At 53.4% G+C, this 19366-nt stretch carries 19 protein-coding genes and 4 tRNA genes; 9 read left to right on the top strand and 14 right to left on the bottom strand.

Annotated features, from left to right (window positions below; genetic code table 11):
- Positions 1-153: 153 nt before the first annotated feature.
- The 12 genes from rplL to BLP45_RS08650 all read right to left on the bottom strand — a co-directional run bounded on the left by rplL (position 154) and on the right by BLP45_RS08650 (position 6359).
- Positions 154-534, bottom strand: a complete 381-nt coding sequence (rplL, locus tag BLP45_RS08705; protein ID WP_090371748.1) for a 50S ribosomal protein L7/L12 — start codon at positions 532-534, stop codon at positions 154-156.
- Between the two features lie 61 nt (positions 535-595).
- A complete protein-coding gene (rplJ, locus tag BLP45_RS08700) occupies positions 596-1120 on the bottom strand; it encodes a 50S ribosomal protein L10 (protein WP_090371747.1) in 525 nt (174 codons plus the stop codon).
- A 385-nt stretch (positions 1121-1505) separates the two neighbouring features.
- Positions 1506-2198, bottom strand: coding sequence for a 50S ribosomal protein L1 (gene rplA / locus BLP45_RS08695; RefSeq protein WP_090371745.1), 693 nt, complete (start codon positions 2196-2198; stop codon positions 1506-1508).
- Between the two features lies 1 nt (position 2199).
- Positions 2200-2631 carry a 50S ribosomal protein L11 gene (gene rplK / locus BLP45_RS08690; RefSeq protein ID WP_090371743.1) on the bottom strand — a complete coding sequence of 144 codons (432 nt, stop codon included), beginning with the start codon at positions 2629-2631 and terminating at the stop codon, positions 2200-2202.
- A gap of 94 nt (positions 2632-2725) precedes the next feature.
- Positions 2726-3259 carry a transcription termination/antitermination protein NusG gene (gene nusG / locus BLP45_RS08685; protein WP_090371741.1) on the bottom strand — a complete coding sequence of 178 codons (534 nt, stop codon included), beginning with the start codon at positions 3257-3259 and terminating at the stop codon, positions 2726-2728.
- A complete protein-coding gene (gene secE, locus BLP45_RS08680) occupies positions 3259-3603 on the bottom strand; it encodes a preprotein translocase subunit SecE (RefSeq protein ID WP_090371739.1) in 345 nt (114 codons plus the stop codon). Before secE ends, nusG begins: the two co-directional genes overlap by 1 nt.
- A gap of 171 nt (positions 3604-3774) precedes the next feature.
- Positions 3775-3850 (bottom strand) — tRNA-Trp (locus BLP45_RS08675).
- Between the two features lie 98 nt (positions 3851-3948).
- Positions 3949-5139, bottom strand: coding sequence for an elongation factor Tu (gene tuf / locus BLP45_RS08670; RefSeq protein WP_090371738.1), 1191 nt, complete (start codon positions 5137-5139; stop codon positions 3949-3951).
- A gap of 52 nt (positions 5140-5191) precedes the next feature.
- Positions 5192-5266, bottom strand: a tRNA-Thr gene (locus BLP45_RS08665).
- Positions 5267-5364: 98 nt separating this feature from the next.
- Positions 5365-5438: transfer RNA gene (locus BLP45_RS08660), tRNA-Gly, on the bottom strand.
- Positions 5439-5585: 147 nt separating this feature from the next.
- Positions 5586-5670 (bottom strand) — tRNA-Tyr (locus BLP45_RS08655).
- Between the two features lie 224 nt (positions 5671-5894).
- Entirely contained in the window at positions 5895-6359 is a 465-nt protein-coding gene (locus BLP45_RS08650; protein ID WP_090371736.1) for an FKBP-type peptidyl-prolyl cis-trans isomerase, read from the bottom strand.
- Positions 6360-6509: 150 nt separating this feature from the next.
- Here BLP45_RS08650 and BLP45_RS08645 point away from each other — a divergent pair, with 150 nt between their 5' ends.
- Positions 6510-7016 carry a YbaN family protein gene (locus BLP45_RS08645; RefSeq protein WP_371128746.1) on the top strand — a complete coding sequence of 169 codons (507 nt, stop codon included), beginning with the start codon at positions 6510-6512 and terminating at the stop codon, positions 7014-7016.
- Positions 7017-7145: 129 nt separating this feature from the next.
- On the opposite strand, the gene xerD is transcribed toward BLP45_RS08645, so the two are convergent.
- Positions 7146-8057 (bottom strand): site-specific tyrosine recombinase XerD, encoded by a 912-nt coding sequence (gene xerD, locus BLP45_RS08640; RefSeq protein ID WP_090371734.1) that lies wholly within the window; start codon positions 8055-8057, stop codon positions 7146-7148.
- On the bottom strand, positions 8038-8547 hold the full coding sequence (locus BLP45_RS08635) for a methylated-DNA--[protein]-cysteine S-methyltransferase (RefSeq protein ID WP_090371837.1): 510 nt from the start codon (positions 8545-8547) through the stop codon (positions 8038-8040). Before BLP45_RS08635 ends, xerD begins: the two co-directional genes overlap by 20 nt.
- Before the next feature lie 235 nt (positions 8548-8782).
- Here BLP45_RS08635 and BLP45_RS08630 point away from each other — a divergent pair, with 235 nt between their 5' ends.
- The 8 genes from BLP45_RS08630 (at position 8783) to BLP45_RS08595 (ending at position 19305) form a co-directional block, all read left to right on the top strand.
- The gene (locus BLP45_RS08630) at positions 8783-10291 is read left to right on the top strand and encodes a leucyl aminopeptidase (protein ID WP_090371732.1); all 1509 of its coding nucleotides are present in this window, start codon (positions 8783-8785) and stop codon (positions 10289-10291) included.
- A 7-nt stretch (positions 10292-10298) separates the two neighbouring features.
- Positions 10299-10721, top strand: a complete 423-nt coding sequence (locus BLP45_RS08625; protein ID WP_090371728.1) for a DNA polymerase III subunit chi — start codon at positions 10299-10301, stop codon at positions 10719-10721.
- A 104-nt stretch (positions 10722-10825) separates the two neighbouring features.
- Positions 10826-11191, top strand: coding sequence for a hypothetical protein (locus BLP45_RS08620; protein ID WP_090371726.1), 366 nt, complete (start codon positions 10826-10828; stop codon positions 11189-11191).
- Positions 11192-11339: 148 nt separating this feature from the next.
- Complete coding sequence (locus BLP45_RS08615; protein WP_090371725.1) at positions 11340-14264, top strand: valine--tRNA ligase; 2925 nt, start codon at positions 11340-11342, stop codon at positions 14262-14264.
- A 240-nt stretch (positions 14265-14504) separates the two neighbouring features.
- A complete protein-coding gene (adk, locus tag BLP45_RS08610) occupies positions 14505-15158 on the top strand; it encodes an adenylate kinase (RefSeq protein WP_090371835.1) in 654 nt (217 codons plus the stop codon).
- A 189-nt stretch (positions 15159-15347) separates the two neighbouring features.
- A complete protein-coding gene (locus tag BLP45_RS08605) occupies positions 15348-16607 on the top strand; it encodes a 6-phosphofructokinase (protein ID WP_090371724.1) in 1260 nt (419 codons plus the stop codon).
- A 143-nt stretch (positions 16608-16750) separates the two neighbouring features.
- A complete protein-coding gene (locus BLP45_RS08600; protein WP_090371723.1) occupies positions 16751-18787 on the top strand; it encodes a sodium-translocating pyrophosphatase in 2037 nt (678 codons plus the stop codon).
- Between the two features lie 107 nt (positions 18788-18894).
- Entirely contained in the window at positions 18895-19305 is a 411-nt protein-coding gene (locus BLP45_RS08595) for a GlcG/HbpS family heme-binding protein (RefSeq protein ID WP_090371722.1), read from the top strand.
- The last annotated feature ends 61 nt before the right edge of the window (positions 19306-19366 follow it).

Genomic DNA, 19366 nt, shown 5'->3' with positions numbered 1-19366 from the left:
CAGAAGACGGGTGGACAGAAAATGGGAGCAAAGTACCTGTTGTTAAGCTATCGCGCTAAATGTCCCGGGCACAAAAATGCGTGAATCCTGCGCTGAAAAAACCAGAATCTGACGGCGTCTCTTCAACCGTCAGCTGGTCTCGTCACCTTACCGCTATTTAATTTCGCAGGTCGCACCGGCTTCGGCAAGCTGCTTCTGGATGGCTTCAGCGTCGGCTTTAGGGATACCTTCCTTGACTGCTTTGGGTGCACCGTCCACCAGATCCTTTGCTTCTTTCAAGCCCAGGCCGGTAACCGCGCGCACAACTTTGATCACGTTAACCTTGCTTTCACCGACCGTGGTCAGGATCACGGAAAATTCCGTTTGCTCCTCCACAGCCGCAGCAGCGGCACCGCCTGCGGGAGCAGCGCTCGCGACAGCCACAGCGGCGGCGGAAACACCAAACTTTTCCTCCATTTCCTTAATCAGCTGTGAAAGCTCAAGCACCGTCATATTCGCAATCGATTCTAAAATTTCTGCTTTGGCTATCGCCATGATTCTCTCCTGATAAATTTAAGCTTCTGGTTATATGGTGATTTCAAGTAACTTGAACCTGCTAAGCGGTTTCTTTCTGATCGCGAACAGCGGCGAGGCCGCGCACAAAACGGGTTGGCACTTCGTTGAGCGTCCGTACAAAATTGGCTATGGGCGCCTGCATCGTGCCTAACAGTTTCGAAAGCAACTCGTCGCGGCTCGGGAGGGACGCAAGATTTGCAATCTCCTGGCCGGACATGACGAAATTCGCCATGGCCCCGGCCTTGATCACGAATTTGTCATTGCCCCTGGAAAATTCGTATAGCACTTTCGCCGCCGCTACCGGATCACTGCCAATACCATAGGCGAGAGGTCCCACCATGTATTCGGAAAGTCCGGTAAAAGGCGTGTCGGTAACCGCGCGCCGCGCAAGTGAGTTCTTGAGCACCCGAAAATATATCCCTGATTGACGTGCCTTCGCACGCAATTGGGTCATATGCCCGACTTCAAGCCCACGATACTCGGCAATGATGATCGCCTGGGCCTTTGCCACTTGGGCGCTCACTTCAGCGACCACCGCTTTTTTCTCTTCTAGATTTAGACTCAAGGCACTTTCTCCATCTGTTAATACGGTTTGAGTTTTAGTTCGAGTAATGTGAAAAACTCGCGACCTCGTCTCAATACCGAGAACCGGCGACCTTAAATCAGGAGATAAACCTGTTCCTGTTTTTGGGGTACGCCATCTGCGCTGGGTGCTGAAAATAGTCGAAAGTCAGAAGCAAGAGATGACGATATACGCTCTGCCCAACCATTTCCCATTTCATTTGCAATTAAGTTTTCAAGCGATAGCCTGACTCAGTAATTAAATGGCTTTGCAGCTTATTATTTACTGCCCACCTTCGCTCAACAACCCCAACGGTCTTTGACAACCTACCGGTTTAGCGACATTCGCCTCCCGATAGCCCAAAGTCTTACTATTCATTCGTAAATTGTCAGCGCATGCTGGTCTGATCCACCCGGACCCCTATGCCCATTGTGCTGGAAACTGATATCTTCCTCAGATAAATACCTTTGGATGCAGCAGGTTTGGATTTGTTGAGCGCATCCACGAGCGCCAGCATGTTTTCCTTTAGCGCATCCACGCTAAACGACGCGCGACCAATGGTGCACTGAACAATTCCGGCTTTGTCGGCGCGATATTGCACCTGCCCCGCCTTGGCGTTCCTTACCGCGCCCGCGACATCCGGTGTCACCGTCCCGACCTTGGGATTTGGCATCAGGCCGCGCGGCCCAAGTATCTGGCCCAACTGACCCACGACACGCATGGCATCGGGACTGGCGATGGCCACATCAAAATCAATATTGCCTGCTTTGATTTGTTCCGCTAGGTCTTCAAACCCGACGATGTCGGCGCCCGCCGCAAGCGCTTCCTTAGCCTTATCACCTTGGGCAAATACCGCTATTCGCACAGTCTTGCCAGTACCCGCCGGCAAGACTACCGAGCCGCGTACCGTCTGGTCGGATTTTTTTGCATCAATACCGAGATTGACAGCCACGTCAACGGATTCATCAAATTTCGCTGTGGCCGTCTCCTTGATAATCTTGAGTGCATCCGGCAGCGGATAGGGCTTGTTACGATCCACCTTCCCGGAGATTTCCTTGAAACGCTTGGATATGTGCGCCACGTTATATGCCCTCCACTTCCACGCCCATACTGCGAGCGCTGCCGGCGACAGTGCGAACCGCCGCGTCCATATCGGCTGCCGTCAGATCGGGCATTTTTATCTGGGCAATTTCTTCCGCTTGCTTCCGCGTTAACCTGCCTACCTTATCCGTATGCGGCTTGGGGCTACCCTTGCCCACTCCCGCCGCTTTCTTGATCAGAACTGTCGCGGGCGTAGTCTTCATGATGAAAGTGAAGCTCTTGTCGGCATAAGCGGTAATAACGACCGGTACCGGCAGCCCAACTTCCATTTTCTGCGTAGCGGCATTGAACGCCTTGCAGAACTCCATGATGTTGAGTCCCCGCTGGCCAAGCGCGGGACCAATAGGCGGGCTGGGGTTGGCTTTGCCCGCCGGCACTTGCAACTTGATATAGCCGACTATTTTCTTCGCCACAATGATTCTCCTCTTGGGTGCGAACGAGCGCAGATGCGCTCTCCCCGTTTAATAAACAACATAGCATCCCTTGATGGGAATCACCTATTCGTTTTCAAGCTTTTTCGACCTGGCTGAAATCCAGTTCTACCGGGGTTGGGCGGCCAAAAATGGAAACCGACACCCTGATTTTGCTTTTGTCATAATTGACGTCTTCGACATTGCCATGAAAATCGGTGAATGGACCTTCCTTGACCCGGACCGCCTCCCCCGCTTCAAAAAGAACCTTGGGCTTGGGCTTTTCCACGCCTTCCTGAATCTGATGAAGGATATTCTGGACCTCTTTCTCGCTGATGGGCGTCGGCTTCATCGCCGACCCCCCGATAAAGCCGGTCACCTTGGCCGTGTTCTTTACCAGATGCCACGTCTCATCCGTCATCTCCATCTCGACCAACACATAGCCGGGAAAGAATTTTCGTTCGCTCAGATTCTTCTGGCCGCCTTTCATTTCAACCACTTCTTCTACCGGAACCAGTATTTGTCCAAATTTTTCCTGCATTCCGGCGCGATTAATTCGCTCCTTCAATGCGCGCTGCACACTCTTCTCAAATCCGGAGTAGGCGTGAACCACAAACCATTTTTTATCCATCACCCCTCCTGTCCCATCATATACCTCACCGCCAGCAGCAATCCCGCGTCCACCATCCATAAAAATATGGCCATCACCAGTACAAAAGCAAACACAATACCGGTGGTTTGTACGGTTTCCTTACGGCTCGGCCATACTACCTTCTTGGTTTCTTCCGAGGATTCCCTGCTGAATGCATAAAATTGCTTACCTTGCGTGGTAAACCAGACCGTCACCGCCGCCAGAACGAAACCGGATAGAACTGCGAGGACACGAATTACCATGGCGCTATCGCGCAGGTAATAGAAACCTGCAATACCCGCAATCAACAGCAGAAGCGCGAACCCCAACTTGATCTTATCCACTCTATCCCACTCTGCCTTTAATGCTTATCAGTAAATGAAACCTTGCGGGAACCGATTATGCAAATTGCAACTCAGCCCACAGAACCATGGTTATTCAATGCGCTTGTGACACGATGAACTTTGTCTAACTGGAAATAAGCGAGATTGATAGTTCAATGAATATCCTTGTCTTGGCAGGCCAGGAGGGCATCGAACCCCCAACCTTCGGTTTTGGAGACCGACGCTCTGCCAATTGAGCTACTGGCCTATATTCCCTTCTAGAACAAAGATAGAAATCAGGAAATTCATTGTATTAAGCATGGGAACAAAAATCTTCAACTCCTGGACTGATCCTTGATCCTGTTATTACTCAATAATTTTTGCCACCACACCGGCACCAACAGTTCTTCCGCCCTCACGAATGGCAAAGCGCAGACCTTCTTCCATGGCAATCGGTGCAATCAGGTTCACCGTCACCGAGACGTTGTCGCCCGGCATGACCATTTCCGTCCCTGCCGGCAGTTCAATCGCGCCCGTGACGTCGGTGGTGCGAAAGTAGAATTGGGGACGGTAACCCTGGAAAAAGGGTGTGTGGCGACCCCCTTCTTCTTTGCTCAGTACGTAGATCTCGGCACTAAACTTGGTATGCGGGGTGATGGAGCCGGGCTTGGACAATACTTGGCCACGCTCGACTTCTTCACGCTTGGTACCGCGCAGCAGGACGCCGACGTTGTCGCCCGCCTGGCCCTGATCCAGCAGTTTCCTGAACATTTCCACGCCGGTGCACACGGTCTTGAGGGTGGGCTTCAAGCCGACAATTTCGATTTCTTCGCCTACTTTGACAATACCGCGCTCAATCCGGCCGGTCACGACGGTGCCGCGTCCAGAAATGGAGAAGACGTCTTCCACCGGCATCAGGAAGGCGCCGTCAATGGCGCGTACCGGTTCCGGGATGTAGCTGTCCAGGGCATCCGCCAGTTTGAAGATGGAGGGCTCGCCAATGTCGCTCTGGTCGCCTTCCAGCGCTTTCAGGGCAGAACCAATGATGATCGGGGTGTCGTCACCTGGAAAGTTGTATTTGGCCAGCAGTTCGCGCACTTCCATTTCTACCAGTTCCAGCAGTTCGGCGTCGTCCACCATGTCGGCTTTGTTCATGTAGACGATGATGTAGGGCACCCCTACCTGGCGCGCCAGCAGAATGTGTTCGCGCGTCTGCGGCATCGGGCCGTCGGCAGCCGATACTACCAGGATGGCGCCGTCCATTTGCGCCGCACCGGTGATCATGTTCTTGACGTAGTCGGCATGGCCCGGACAGTCAACGTGGGCGTAGTGGCGGGCCTTGGTTTCGTATTCAACGTGGGAGGTGTTGATGGTGATGCCCCGTGCTTTTTCTTCCGGCGCCGAGTCAATCTGGGCGTAGCTCTTCGCTTCACCACCAAATTTCTTCGCCAGTACCATCGTCACCGCCGCCGTTAATGTGGTCTTGCCATGATCCACGTGACCTATCGTCCCAACATTCACGTGCGGTTTCGTCCGCTCAAATTTGCTCTTCGCCATGATCTGCCCTTTTTAAAGCTCTTTCTATCCCGATTTGTAAATTACATACCTATGGAGCCCATGGCCAGGATTGAACTGGCGACCTCTCCCTTACCAAGGGAGTGCTCTGCCACTGAGCTACATGGGCAGGCGCCTTTCCTGCCAACCACCAACTTCGCACCAGTTTTGCAATGACTTCCTTACCAATAAACCTTAGAAACCTTAGCTTTTCTCAAGCGTCGAACCTGGAGCGGGTGAAGGGAATCGAACCCTCGTCGTAAGCTTGGAAGGCTTCTGCTCTACCATTGAGCTACACCCGCATCTAACAATCGATTTGGATAGAAGCAACCAATCAACCTATACGGAATCAACCATCGCCGCTTTCCCCAAAGGATCGCCAATAAGCTCGCAAAGAGTCGTTAGGCCACTGACCCGGCCCGCCTTCAGCAACTATCAGCCACCTGATTTGGTGGAGGGGGAAGGATTCGAACCTTCGAAGGCAGAGCCGTCAGATTTACAGTCTGATCCCTTTGACCGCTCGGGAACCCCTCCAAATAAAACCGCTAATTGTGAATGTTTTAGGTGCATAAGTCAACGTGGATTTTAGGATTGTTATACCCCATGCTCAGCACCCGGCCGTCGATGCGTTTTAAGTGGTCGCTTTACAATTCTTGCCGGTCATCCATTCGTTTTGCGAGATCCGCCGCAAGGATTCGCGCACTTAATATCGAATATAACGATGTTCAATGGGGCCTTGCGCCATCACATAAATGATATCAGTGCGTCGATCCTTGACGCAGGCCTAATAGCTCAACATCGAATACTAAAGCCGCATTCGGTGGGATCACACTACCCGCTCCGCGTGAACCATAGGCCATTTCCGCGGGAATAATCAACGTGCGCTGTCCCCCGACTTTCATGCCCGTAACCCCCCGGTCCCAGCCCTTAATTACGCGTCCGGCGCCCAGCAGAAATGAAAAAGGCGTGCCACGATCGCGGGAACTATCAAATTTTGCACCCTTCTTCTCCGGAGCGGCCGCATCGTAAAGCCAACCGGTATAATGAACTTCGACTGTTTTGCCGACGACCGCTTCTTCTCCAGTGCCTATTTTTATATCTTTTTTGACGAGTTCAGTCACGTTTGGGGCTCCTCTTTTAGTTTCGGAAAATGCGAGCTGGGGCAGGAGAAGTATGCCGAATATCAATATGCTCAAATTAATCAGTGTGCTTGCTTTAGCCATGGCCACCTCAAAAATTAAATTTAAATCATTTGATCGGCCCTTGCTCGGAAGAGGGGCCGAATACTCTATCGGGTTTGTCGGCAGAATCAGTTTTTCTGCGTCCAGACTCTCTCAATATTATACCCGGTATGTTAGTCTGCGCCGCAGCCAATGACACAGCCTGTCAAGCCCGGCAATGCCGCAGATAACCGGATGGAGGTCCCACGCATGGGGGAACGCTCAAACGAGGAGATACGCCAAGAGGAACCAGAGGCATATTCGGCGCGCCTGCATGACTCGAGGGTGGTCCGTGGCCTGTATTTAACAGTGGGTTTTGCAGCTCTGATATTGGGCGTGGTAGGAATAGTACTGCCGGTACTCCCCACCACCCCTTTTGTGCTCCTGGCCGCCGCCTGCTTCGCACGCAGCTCAAAACGCTTTCACGACAAGCTCCTGGCCAACCGTACCGCCGGTCCGATTATCCGCGAATGGGTCGAACACCGCAGCATTCGCCGCCAGGTCAAGCGCTGGGTGTATCTGCTCATGGCGTTGTCATTCAGTAGCTCCATCCTGATGCTGACATCTTTTTGGCATCAGGTGATGCTGGCTGTGCTGGGTATCACCCTGGTGGCATTTATCTGGCGCATACCGGTGAGAGATTCCGATCCCGATCCATAACCCTTCGTAACCAGGTACTCATGCCAGGCGATAACCGGAATACACATGTCGCCGTTTCTCGTGACTGATATGCATGCCGTGCAAAAATCGCTCTCACGAGTTCAAATTACTACGTATGCGAGAACCGTTTCATCCCCGGGGGTGGTGCATGGCATGTATTTGTTTCAGCCGCTCACGTGCCACATGCGTATAGATCTGGGTAGTGGAAATATCGGCATGACCCAGCAGCATTTGCACAACACGCAGGTCAGCGCCGTGATTGAGGAGGTGAGTCGCAAAGGCATGACGCAGCGTATGTGGCGACAAAGCCTTTGCGATCCCCGCCCGACGCGCATAGCGTTTGATCAGATGCCAGAAAGCCTGGCGTGTCATGGCTGAGCCACGAGAGGTAACGAACAGCGCATTACTGGTTTTTCCGCGCAGCAGCACGGATCGGATTTCTTCTATATAACGGATGACCCATTCCAGCGCCTCCTCACCCAAGGGCGCCAAACGCTCCTTGCCACCCTTGCCCGTCACGCGTATGACGCCCATGCTCAGGCTGAGTTGCGCGACCTCAAGACTAACCAGCTCCGATACCCGTAGCCCGCTGGCATATAGCACCTCAAGCATGGCACGGTCTCGAAAACCCAAGGATTGTTCTACATCAGGCACATTAAGCAGCGCTTCCACGTCGGCTTCGGTCAGGCTTGCAGGCAGACTGCGGGGAAGCTTCGGCGTATCAATATTGAGACTGGGATCAGCCTGGATTTTTCCCTGCCGCAGCAAAAAGCGGTAGAACCGCTTCAAACTCGACAGCTCGCGGCTGGTTGTGCTCGCCTTGACCTTGACCGAAACCTTATAGGCGAGAAACCCAAGCAGATCTGAATGCGTGGCGGCTACCAGCGCGCTGTCATTCCACTTTTGCTTCGCGAGCCAGTCGCCGAATTGCTGCAGATCGCTGCGGTAGCTCTCAAGGGTGTTGCGAGATAGCCCGTCTTCCAGCCATAGGGCATCGGAAAATTCATCCAGAAGGCCTGCGTTAAGCTCGGATGCACTCATGCTGCAATAGCCAGCGCTTGATACCCAGCGGTACTCCATCCCTTGCATTCATGAAGCCGCCCAACCCGCCGTTCCTGGCAATAACACGATGACATGGAATGACGATGGGAAGCCGGTTGGCACCACACGCCTGCCCCACTGCACGGGGAGCGGAATGCAGTTGCGTCGCGATATCGGCATAACTGCGGGTTGCACCGCTGGGAATGCCCTGTATGGTATGCCATACCCGGCGCTGATGAGTGGTGCCGCCAATGTGAAGTGACAAATCAAATACAAAACCAGGATCAGCCAGATACGCGCGCAACTGCTGGCAAACTTCCTTGGCAAGGGGACCGTGTGGCGCAAGCAAGGGCGTGTCCAGCGGCAGATATTCGATATCGGTCAACCAGTCTTCTTCGATGCGAAGACCGAGAATGGCAACAGGTGTAGCGATTTTCGCTTGATAGTCATCTGCTGGTTTTGCTTGCAAGTTAACTCTTTGTTTGTTCATGATAGCATCGGTTATATTGTCATTCATCACATAAAAAGCACAGGCGCATGAGTGCTTCCGCCAACAAACACCCGGGCTTCACGTTTCGCACTAATGTGTCAAATCCGGTTGCGAAAGTTTTTTCTCAGCCGTTTTATGCTGCCTGCTTTGACTTTATGCGAATAGTCCGGCGATAATCGGCCATTATCCGGTTTTGAGAAATCTGCGGGCAAGACCATGAAGGAAGGAGCTAGTAGTGAAATTTAGCATAAAAAGCGAGAACCCGGAGAAACAGCGCAGCGCCTGTGTGGTGGTTGGCGTATTCGAGCCGCGCAAGTTGACCGACGCTGCGCTTGCAATGGACAAGATCTCCAATGGTTATATCGGCGGTATCTTGCACAGTGGCGATATGGAAGGCAAGACCGGCTCGGCATTGGTGCTGCACAATGTGCCCAATACTTTGTGCGAGCGAATACTTCTGGTGGGCCTCGGCAAGGAAGGCGAGTTCGGCGATAAAGGATATCGTGATGCAGTGCGCACTGCTTTCAAGACACTCCATGAAACCGGAGCCGCGGACGCTGCCCTGTTTTTAACCGGGATACCGACAGAAAAGCGCGACAACGCCTGGAAAATTTCCCAGACAGTAATCGTGGCGATGGAAAGCATCTACCGCTTCGATCGCCTCAAAAGCAAGGTTGAAGAAAACAAACCGCGTCTGCGCGAGGTCAATCTGGGTATCATGAATTCCGGCAACCAAGCCGAGCTGGCCGCGAACGAGGTAGCCATGCAACAAGGACTTGCCATTGCCGAAGGCATGAACCTGGCCAAGGACCTGGGTAATCTCGCACCCAATATCTGCACCCCAACCTACCTTGCGGAGCAAGCCGCGGGGTTGGCGAAGACTTATAAGCTCAAGGTTACCATCCTGGAAGAGAAAGATATGGAAAATCTCGGCATGGGGTCGTTGCTGGCGGTTGCACGCGGCAGCCGTCAACCTGCCAAGCTGGTCGTGCTGGAATACTGGGGACGAGCAAAAAAGGACAAGCCCGTGGTGCTGGTGGGGAAGGGTATTACCTTTGATACTGGCGGCATTTCATTGAAGCCCGCAGCGGAAATGGATGAGATGAAGTACGACATGTGCGGTGCAGCCAGCGTGCTCGGTACCATTACAGCAATTGCGCGCATGCGACTTCCGATTAATTTAGTCGGAATCATTCCCACTACCGAGAATATGCCCGGCGGCAATGCCACCAAACCCGGCGACGTCGTCACCAGCATGTCAGGACAAACCATAGAAATCCTCAATACCGATGCTGAAGGACGGCTGATCCTGTGTGATGCGCTGACTTATGCCGAGCGCTATGACCCGGAAACGGTCATTGATATTGCCACCCTCACTGGGGCCTGTGTCATCGCGCTGGGGCATGTGGCGACGGGTCTGCTTAGCAATGATGAAGAACTGGCGGAGGAGTTGATGCATGCTTCCAGCCAGGCGGCCGACCGTGCATGGCGCCTGCCATTATGGGACGATTACCAGGAGCAATTGAAAAGCAATTTTGCCGATATCGCCAATATCGGGGGACGCGCTGCTGGAACCATTACCGCAGCCTGCTTCCTGTCGCGCTTCACCAAGAAATATCGATGGGCTCATCTGGATATCGCTGGCACTGCATGGAAGTCCGGCAAGGAAAAAGGTGCAACAGGCCGCCCGGTACCACTGCTGACGCAATTCCTGGTCGGGCGGACGATGAAGAAAACTCTGTAACACATCCATGACCGAGATCGACTTTTACTCCGGCGGTGGCGATCGGTTACAAACTGCCTGCCGTCTTGCCGCCAAGGTGGTCCGGCAAGGCCTCAAACTGATGATTTATACGCCTGATGCAGCCATGGCCGAGCGCTTCGACAAGTTATTGTGGACTTTTTCGCCGATCGATTTTATTCCCCACTGCCGCGGCGAGGACAAGCTGGCCAGTGTGACTCCGGTGGTAATCGGCCGTCAAGCCACGAAAACTCTACATGATGACGTACTACTCAATCTGGATATCGAGCATCCACCTTTCTTCAGCCGTTTTCAGCGTTTGATCGAAGTCGCCGGAAGCGCGCCGGAAGATACGCACGCAGCACGAAAGCGCTATCGCTTCTATCAGGATCGAGGGTACGAAATTCGCCATCATAAACTTGGGATGGCATAGATGGGCTCAAACTCTGAATCCTCGTTTTGCTTATCACCGTCCGCCATGACTTGTCCTTCCATCCTTCCATCCTTCAATCCATCGCCTCATAGATCCTGGTATCCATGACAAATAGCAACGAAAGTTCGTCAGAGGCCGATTATGATGAAATCCTGAGCAGGCTGGATGCGCTGCTGCACAAACACGAGAGCAAGCCTCCAGTTTTGACCGAAACGGACACCCTCGCCTCCCTTTCGATTTCCCCCTCCGAGGCCGCGACGGAGCAGGCCTCGCTGACCGCAGCCGACAACATACCAACGCTTACTGAAACAGTCCTTTTGCCTCCGTCAATGCTGTCGGCTCATTCTGATATCTCCTCGCTACTGGAGCAAATTCTGGATTCCGCACTCAGGGATGTAGGCCTCGATCTCGATGCCAAAGGACGGATAGCATTGGTCCAGGCACTGGAAAACCGTCTATTTGGTCTTTAACGCTGTCTTTACGTTTTTGCCGCCCACTCTACAATCTCGACCATCGATTATCATTCGCCGTAGGCAGCACTTCGCTCAGCGATAACAATCCCTGCCTGCGTCTTCCATTATAATAATTGGTTTTCCGGCGCCGCCCATCTCAATCTTCATGGAACTCGAAAAAAGCTTTGACCCCCGGATAATCGAAAGTCATTGGTATCCTCACTGGGAATCCTCTGGCTACTTCAAGTCCATGTCGAATGGAACAGCCGCTGGAACAGCCCCTGCTTACTGCATCATGTTGCCGCCACCCAATGTAACCGGCACGCTGCATATGGGGCACGCTTTCCAGCATACATTGATGGATGCGCTCACGCGCTATCATCGCATGCGTGGAGACAATACGTTATGGCAGCCGGGCACGGATCATGCCGGCATTGCCACCCAGATCGTCGTCGAGCGCCAACTGGATCAGCAACACATAAATCGGCGTGATCTTGGACGCGACGAATTTCTCAAGCGCGTGTGGCAATGGAAAGAAGAATCCGGCTCCGCCATTACTCACCAGATGCGGCGCCTGGGAGCTTCCTGTGACTGGTCGCGTGAACGCTTCACCATGGATCAAGGATTATCCCGCGCCGTCACCGAAGTTTTCGTCCGGCTTTATCACGAGGGCCTGGTCTACCGCGGCAAACGTCTGGTGAACTGGGACCCGGTACTGCAAACCGCCGTTTCCGACCTGGAAGTGGTGTCAACGGAGGAAGACGGATTTCTATGGCATATCCACTATCCCCTCGAAAAGGGTGCGGGCGTAAACTCGAACGGGGCAGGAGCGGAAAGACTGGTCGTCGCTACCACCCGCCCTGAAACCATGCTCGGCGACATGGCGGTGGCCGTGCATCCGGATGATCCACGTTATCGGCACCTGATCGGCTGCCATGTGCGCCTCCCGTTATGTGAACGCAGCATCCCGATAATCGCCGACGCGTACGTCGATCCGGAATTCGGGACCGGCTGCGTGAAAATCACCCCCGCGCACGACTTCAATGACTACCAGATGGGACAGCGACACAAGCTCCTTCCACTCGGCATTTTTACACTGGATGGAAAGATCAATGATTGTGCCCCCACCGAATATCAGGGACTGGACCGTTTTGATGCCCGCAAGAAAATTATTTCCGATCTGGAAGTGCAGGGATTACTGGTTGAGACCAAACCCCACAAACTGATGGTGCCACGCGGCGATCGCACGCACACGGTGATCGAGCCCATGCTCACGGATCAATGGTATGTCGCGATGGAAGGTTTGGCAAAACGCGGGCTGCAAGCGGTAGCGGCTGGCGACGTGAAATTTACGCCGGAAAACTGGAGTCACGTTTATAACCAATGGCTTGAAAATATCCAGGACTGGTGCGTTTCGCGCCAGTTGTGGTGGGGACATCGGATTCCGGCATGGTATGACGATGATGGCAACATTTACGTAGCTAAAACTAAACAAAATGCATACGAGAAATACTTCGAGCGTCTCAAGGGTGCTGTAGGTCGGCAAACCTTACATGATAAAATTGCGATCCTGGAAGCACAGATTAAATTTGATGAAGACATTGAGCAAATAGAACAACACGCCGAAAAAACCGGAATTCCTCTTTTGCGCCAGGACGAGGACGTTCTCGATACCTGGTTTTCATCGGCACTATGGCCGTTCTCCACTTTGGGCTGGCCGGAAGAAACCCCGGAGCTCAGGACTTTTCTGCCGACTTCCGTCCTGATTACCGGTTTCGACATCATCTTCTTCTGGGTGGCGCGCATGGTCATGATGTCACTGCATTTCACCGGCAAGGTACCGTTCAACGAGGTCTACATAACCGGGCTGATCCGCGACGCGGAAGGCCACAAGATGAGTAAATCCAAAGGCAACGTGCTGGACCCGCTGGACCTCATCGACGGCATCACATTGCCGCATCTGATCTCCAAGCGCACAACCGGGCTGATGAATCCCACGCAGGCGCAATCTATTGAAGCAATTACACGCAAGCATTTCCCCGATGGTATCCCCGCATTTGGTGCCGATGCCCTGCGCTTCACTTTTGCCAGTCTCGCATCCCATGGCCGCGACATCAAATTCGACATGCAGCGCTGCGAAGGTTACCGGAATTTCTGTAACAAGCTGTGGAATGCCACCCGCTATGTGTTGATGAATTGCGAGGGAAAAGATACAGGTTTGATCACGGATTCGGCCACGGGTTTGTCCAGTGAACCGCCATTGGAGTATTCCGACGCCGACAGATGGATAATCAGCCGTTTGCAACAGGCCGAAAGCGCGGTGGAGCAGGCTTTTCACGACTATCGCTTCGACATTGCTGCACGTGAAATCTACGAATTTGTCTGGGATGAGTATTGTGACTGGTATCTGGAATTTGCCAAGGTACAGTTAAATAGCGGCAATGACTCCGCACAGCGAGGCACGCGCCGCACACTGGCACGGGTACTGGAGACGGCATTGCGGCTGGCCCATCCCATTATCCCTTTTATTACGGAAGAGTTGTGGCAGAAAATCGCCCCGCTTGCAGGCAGGCAAGGCGCAAGCATTATGCTACAACCATACCCTCGAGCCAATCCGGCGCATATTAGCGACGACGCCATCAGGCGTATTGTCACGCTCAAGGAAATGATCAATGCCTGCCGCGCGTTGCGAGGTGAAATGCATCTGTCTCCAGCAATAAGGATTCCTCTCCTGGCTGCCGGCGACCAGCAAACTTTGACTGATTTTTCTCCCTACCTCATGGCATTGGCTAAACTTTCGCATGTGGAAATCATGCAGGACGGTTTGCCGCATGCCGAAGCACCGGTAGCGATCGTGAACGAATTCAGGGTAATGCTGAAAATCGAAGTCAATATCGCTGCGGAGCGTGAGCGCCTGGCCAAGGAAATCAGCCGTGTTGAAGGCGAAACCACCAAAGCGGAAAACAAGCTTGCCAATGCGGGCTTCGTCGAGCGCGCGCCGGCCAAGGTAGTGGAGCAGGAAAAAGAGCGGCTTGCCAACCACAGCGCAACGCTGAAGAAATTGAAGGAGCAGTTGCGTCAACTTGATTGAATAATGGATTGTTTACGGTTATTTGAGTTGGCTAAAGCAGATGTTTTGTTTATTTTTTGCGCACCTGCGCTGAGGGCAAATGCAAAGCACGGACGGAATTCACAAGCTCGTCATCGCTGTGACTCAGTAAAAAATTTAGGTATCCCGCCTGGCTGCGATATAATCGCCGGACTCAAAGCATAAATGCTTCTCACTCTCTGCCGTTGCAGCAGGGAGTTTTATATTGGGAAGGGGGAAATAATCATAATTATTTTACTAGGCGGCCCCGGCGCGGGGAAAGGCACGCAAGCTAATTACATCAAGGAACGTTTCGGCATTCCGCAGATTTCCACCGGGGATATGTTGCGCGCTGCGGTCAAGGCGGGAACCAGGCTGGGTATGATGGCCAAGAAGATCATGGATGCGGGCGGGCTGGTTTCTGACGACATCATAATCAATCTGGTCAAAGAGCGCATTGCGCAGCCGGATTGCATAAAAGGCTTTCTGTTTGACGGTTTCCCTCGTACCATCCCGCAAGCGGATTCAATGAAAGCCGCGGGCGTACCGATCGACTACGTCGTTGAAATTTATGTATCCGACGAAGAGATCATCAAGCGTTTATCGGGTCGCCGGCTGCATCCGGCTTCGGGGCGCATTTATCACGTGATATTTAATCCGCCCAGAACGGAAAACGAAGATGATTTAACCGGCGAGCCGCTGATGCAGCGTGACGATGATAAAGAGGAAACCGTAAGAAAACGGCTCGAAATCTATCACGCCCAGACTGAGCCGTTGGTAGAATACTACTCGAAATGGTCAGCTAATGGCGAAAATGGTGCGCCCAGATATGTGAAAGTCGCTGGGGTTGGATCAGTTGAAAGTATCCGTGACACCATTTTCGCATCACTGAAATAACTTCGATCTAGCAGCCTGTCGGACAATTCGCGAACAGAGCAATACCGCATTGGCAAGACTCGGTATCCTGCCGAGCGCTATAGTGCCGCCGGCACTATAGCGCCATGGGAGCGTGCCTGGATATGTTCCGCAGCAGCCTCCAGGATTAAAACAGGATCTAAAAAGGATTTAAATAATCAGGAGAGAACCATGGCAGCAAAAAACGCTTTTTATGCTCAGTCCGGGGGGGTCACAGCAGTCATCAACGCGTCCGCCGCTGGCATTATCGAAACCGCGCGCCAGCAGAAAGGGAAAATAGGCAGGATTTATGCAGGCCGTAACGGCATTATTGGCGCGCTAACCGAAGACCTGATCGATACCGGCAAAGATTCCATCGCGGCAATCAGGGCACTGCGCTATACGCCATCCGGCGCATTTGGCTCCTGCCGTTACAAACTGAAAAGCCTGGAGCAGAACCGTCGCGAATACGAACGTCTGATTGAAGTATTCAAAGCGTATAATATCGGCTATTTTTTCTATAACGGGGGCGGGGATTCCGCTGATACCTGCCTTAAAGTATCGCAACTGGCCGACACGTTAGGCTATCCCATCCAGGCCATTCATGTTCCGAAAACCGTCGATAACGATCTTCCCATCACCGATTGCTGCCCTGGCTTCGGCTCCGTAGCGAAATACATCGCCGTTTCGACGCTCGAAGCGAGCTTTGACGTCGCAAGCATGTCAAAAACATCGACCAAGGTATTTGTGCTGGAAGTGATGGGACGTCATGCCGGATGGATCGCGGCTGCGGGTGGTTTGGCATCCGGCAAGGATTGCGAGATTCCCATCGTTATCCTGTTTCCGGAGGTCCCATTCGATAGATCGAAATTTCTCGCCAAGGTGGACAGTTACGTCAAAAAGTTCGGTTACTGCTCGGTCGTAGTGTCCGAGGGCGTGAAAGGAGAGGATGGCAAATTTCTCTCCGATCAGGGGGTACGCGATGCCTTCGGTCATGCCCAGCTGGGAGGCGTAGCACCCGTTGTAGCCAATATCGTGAAGGAAGGTCTCGGACTCAAATACCATTGGGGAGTGGCAGACTATCTGCAACGTGCGGCACGTCATATCGCATCAAAAACGGATGTGGATCAAGCCTACGCGATGGGCAAGGCGGCGGTGGAATTCGCCATCAAAGGGCATAACTCGGTAATGCCCACGATTGAGCGTCTCTCCAGCAAGCCTTACAAGTGGAAGGTCGGCATGGCTCCGCTCAGTAAAGTTGCCAACGTGGAAAAAATGATGCCCAAGAATTACATCAGCAAGGATGGTTTCGGTATTACCGACAAATGCCGGGAATACCTCACACCGCTCATCAAGGGTGAAGATTACCCGCCTTACAAGGATGGTCTGCCCAACTACGTACGACTGAAGAATGTGGCTGTCGTGAAGAAATTGAGCGACTTTACGATTTGAATCTCTTTAAACTGAAGTAAAGATGGCACAAAGCAGTCCATGTGTTCTGTATTTTTTTCTTGTGCATCCACTTACTGCGGAATTACGGGGCCGAAATTCCGCACGCATTTCCTGAAACGGCCTGATCTTAACTGGAGATTTTAATGGGTAATGGTCTAATCATCGCAATCGGTTGCGCGATGGCAGCACTCCTGTATGGAGCGTTTTCAATTAAATGGATTCTGAATCTGCCAACAGGAAACGAGCGCATGCGCGACATCGCCACCGCGATTCAGCAGGGCGCTTCCGCTTACCTTAATCGTCAATACACCACTATCGGTATAGTCGGGGTCATTCTGCTGGTAGCCATTTTTATGGCCCTAGGCTGGGAGACCGCCGTCGGCTTCGCCCTTGGTGCTTTTTTGTCGGGCCTGACCGGCTATATTGGCATGAACGTATCGGTACGTGCCAACGTACGTACCGCCGAAGCCGCCAGGAAAGGTCTTAACGCCGCGCTGGATGTTGCGTTCAAGGGTGGTGCGATTACTGGCATGCTGGTGGTGGGCCTGGGCCTGCTGGGCGTCGCTGGCTACTACGCTTTCCTTACCTCCGGAATGGGGGCCACGTCATCGGAAGCAACGCACGCTCTGGTAGGCGTGGCGTTCGGCAGCTCGCTGATTTCCATTTTCGCCCGCCTCGGGGGCGGCATTTTCACCAAGGGTGCCGACGTCGGCGCCGATCTGGTGGGCAAGGTCGAGGCTGGCATTCCAGAGGATGATCCACGCAACCCGGCGGTTATTGCCGACAATGTCGGGGACAATGTCGGAGATTGTGCGGGGATGGCTGCTGACCTGTTTGAAACTTATGCGGTCACCATTATCGCCACCATGCTGCTGGGCGGACTACTCATCACCGACGCTGGTCCGGATGCAGTGCTTTATCCCCTGGTGCTTGGTGGATTCTCCATCATCGCCTCCATCATCGGTTGCTACTTCGTCAAGGCACGCGAGGGGGGCAAGATCATGAATGCGCTTTACCGTGGGCTGGCAGTTGCCGGGGTGCTGGCGGCGGTCGCCTACTATCCCATTACAACCGTGATGCTGGGCGATGGCGTAATGATAGACGGCAAGCTGGTTACCTCGATGAACCTGTACCTTGCCGGGCTGGTAGGTCTGGTGTTGACCGCTGCGATGGTGTGGATTACCGAATACTATACTTCCACCGAGTATGCGCCGGTAAGGCATATTGCGCAGGCGTCCAGTACCGGTCACGGCACTAACGTCATTGCGGGGCTGGGTGTCTCCATGAAGTCTACCGCCGCTCCAGTCTTGGTCGTTTGCCTCTCTATCTGGTGCGCCTTCGAATTGGGAGGCCTGTATGGCATCGCCATTGCCGCCACCTCGATGCTTTCGATGGCCGGAATCATCGTAGCCCTAGATGCCTACGGCCCGATTACCGACAATGCGGGCGGTATCGCGGAAATGGCCGGTTTGCCGAAAGAGATACGGGATATCACGGATCCTCTTGACGCCGTCGGAAACACCACCAAGGCGGTGACCAAAGGCTATGCCATCGGCTCCGCCGGCCTGGCGGCGCTGGTGCTGTTCGCCGATTACACCCATGCGCTTTCCAGCGGCGGCAAGCTGGTGAACTTTGATTTGTCCGACCACATGGTAATCATTGGCCTGTTTCTGGGCGGCATGGTTCCTTACCTGTTCGGCGCCATGGCGATGGAAGCTGTGGGCCGCGCCGCCGGTTCGGTGGTGGTGGAAGTGCGCCGTCAGTTCAAAGAGATTCCAGGAATCATGGAAGGTACCGCCAAACCGGATTATTCGAGAGCGGTGGATATGGTAACGAAGGCGGCCATCAAGGAAATGGTAGTCCCTTCCCTGCTACCCGTAGCAGTCCCTGTAATCGTTGGCCTCCTACTGGGTCCGGTGGCCTTGGGTGGAGTGCTGATAGGTGCCATTATCACCGGGATTTTCGTCGCAATTTCCATGACTGCTGGTGGCGGAGCTTGGGATAACGCCAAGAAATACATTGAAGACGGCAACTTTGGCGGCAAGGGCTCGGAAGCGCACAAAGCGGCTGTCACCGGCGATACCGTTGGAGACCCTTACAAAGACACCGCTGGCCCCGCGATTAATCCTCTCATCAAGATTATGAACATTGTTGCATTGCTAATTGTGCCGCTGCTATAAAATCTGGCACTTCCGAAGCACGCCGGAACCTTCCGGCGTGCTTTATTTTTGGCTGTTGGATGAAATGGGCTTAACGCTGTTTTAACTTACACCCCCAGGTATTCGTTATGAATAATAAGCTCACGCTGACTCTCGATGACGCAAAAAAGATTGCCGCTGCCGCAGAAATAGAGGCCAGACGCAACGATTGGCCGGTCGTGATTGCTATCGTTGACGATGGCGCTCACCTGCTTCATCTGCTACGTCTCGACAACACGCAGTTCGGCAGCATTGAAGTCGCAATCCGTAAAGCTGGCGCCGCTATCGCCTTTCGCCGTTCCACTAAAGTGTGGGAGGAACATGTCTCGGACGGACGTATACGTTATCTCGGGCTGCCTGGAACCCTGCCGATCGAAGGCGGTTTGCCCATCGTGGTGGACGGTCAGTTCATCGGCGCGGTGGGAGTAAGTGGCGTAAGATCCAACGAGGATGCGCAAATTGCGCAAGCGGGCTTGGATGCGCTGCTGAAATCCGGTTGATATCCGGAAATTGCCGAGGCATGCTTTCTAGTAGTGCGCTTCGAATTGGTTGGACTAATAA

Origin of the sequence: Nitrosospira sp. Nl5 (genome assembly GCF_900102495.1) — a bacterium.
Taxonomy (GTDB): Bacteria; Pseudomonadota; Gammaproteobacteria; order Burkholderiales; family Nitrosomonadaceae; genus Nitrosospira.
This window is presented reverse-complemented; position numbering and strand designations above follow the sequence as displayed.

Bases quoted from the DNA above. Each gene is read 5' to 3' on its own strand.
- BLP45_RS08635 (WP_090371837.1), bottom strand. From the start codon at position 8,547: ATGAACAAACAAAGAGTTAACTTGCAAGCAAAACCAGCAGATGACTAT.
- BLP45_RS08620 (WP_090371726.1), top strand. From the start codon at position 10,826: ATGACAAATAGCAACGAAAGTTCGTCAGAGGCCGATTATGATGAAATC.
- rplL (WP_090371748.1), bottom strand. From the start codon at position 534: ATGGCGATAGCCAAAGCAGAAATTTTAGAATCGATTGCGAATATGACG.
- BLP45_RS08595 (WP_090371722.1), top strand. From the start codon at position 18,895: ATGAATAATAAGCTCACGCTGACTCTCGATGACGCAAAAAAGATTGCC.
- BLP45_RS08650 (WP_090371736.1), bottom strand. From the start codon at position 6,359: ATGGCTAAAGCAAGCACACTGATTAATTTGAGCATATTGATATTCGGC.
- nusG (WP_090371741.1), bottom strand. From the start codon at position 3,259: ATGGATAAAAAATGGTTTGTGGTTCACGCCTACTCCGGATTTGAGAAG.
- BLP45_RS08600 (WP_090371723.1), top strand. From the start codon at position 16,751: ATGGGTAATGGTCTAATCATCGCAATCGGTTGCGCGATGGCAGCACTC.
- BLP45_RS08625 (WP_090371728.1), top strand. From the start codon at position 10,299: ATGACCGAGATCGACTTTTACTCCGGCGGTGGCGATCGGTTACAAACT.
- BLP45_RS08605 (WP_090371724.1), top strand. From the start codon at position 15,348: ATGGCAGCAAAAAACGCTTTTTATGCTCAGTCCGGGGGGGTCACAGCA.
- xerD (WP_090371734.1), bottom strand. From the start codon at position 8,057: ATGAGTGCATCCGAGCTTAACGCAGGCCTTCTGGATGAATTTTCCGAT.
- BLP45_RS08615 (WP_090371725.1), top strand. From the start codon at position 11,340: ATGGAACTCGAAAAAAGCTTTGACCCCCGGATAATCGAAAGTCATTGG.
- tuf (WP_090371738.1), bottom strand. From the start codon at position 5,139: ATGGCGAAGAGCAAATTTGAGCGGACGAAACCGCACGTGAATGTTGGG.
- BLP45_RS08645 (WP_371128746.1), top strand. From the start codon at position 6,510: ATGACACAGCCTGTCAAGCCCGGCAATGCCGCAGATAACCGGATGGAG.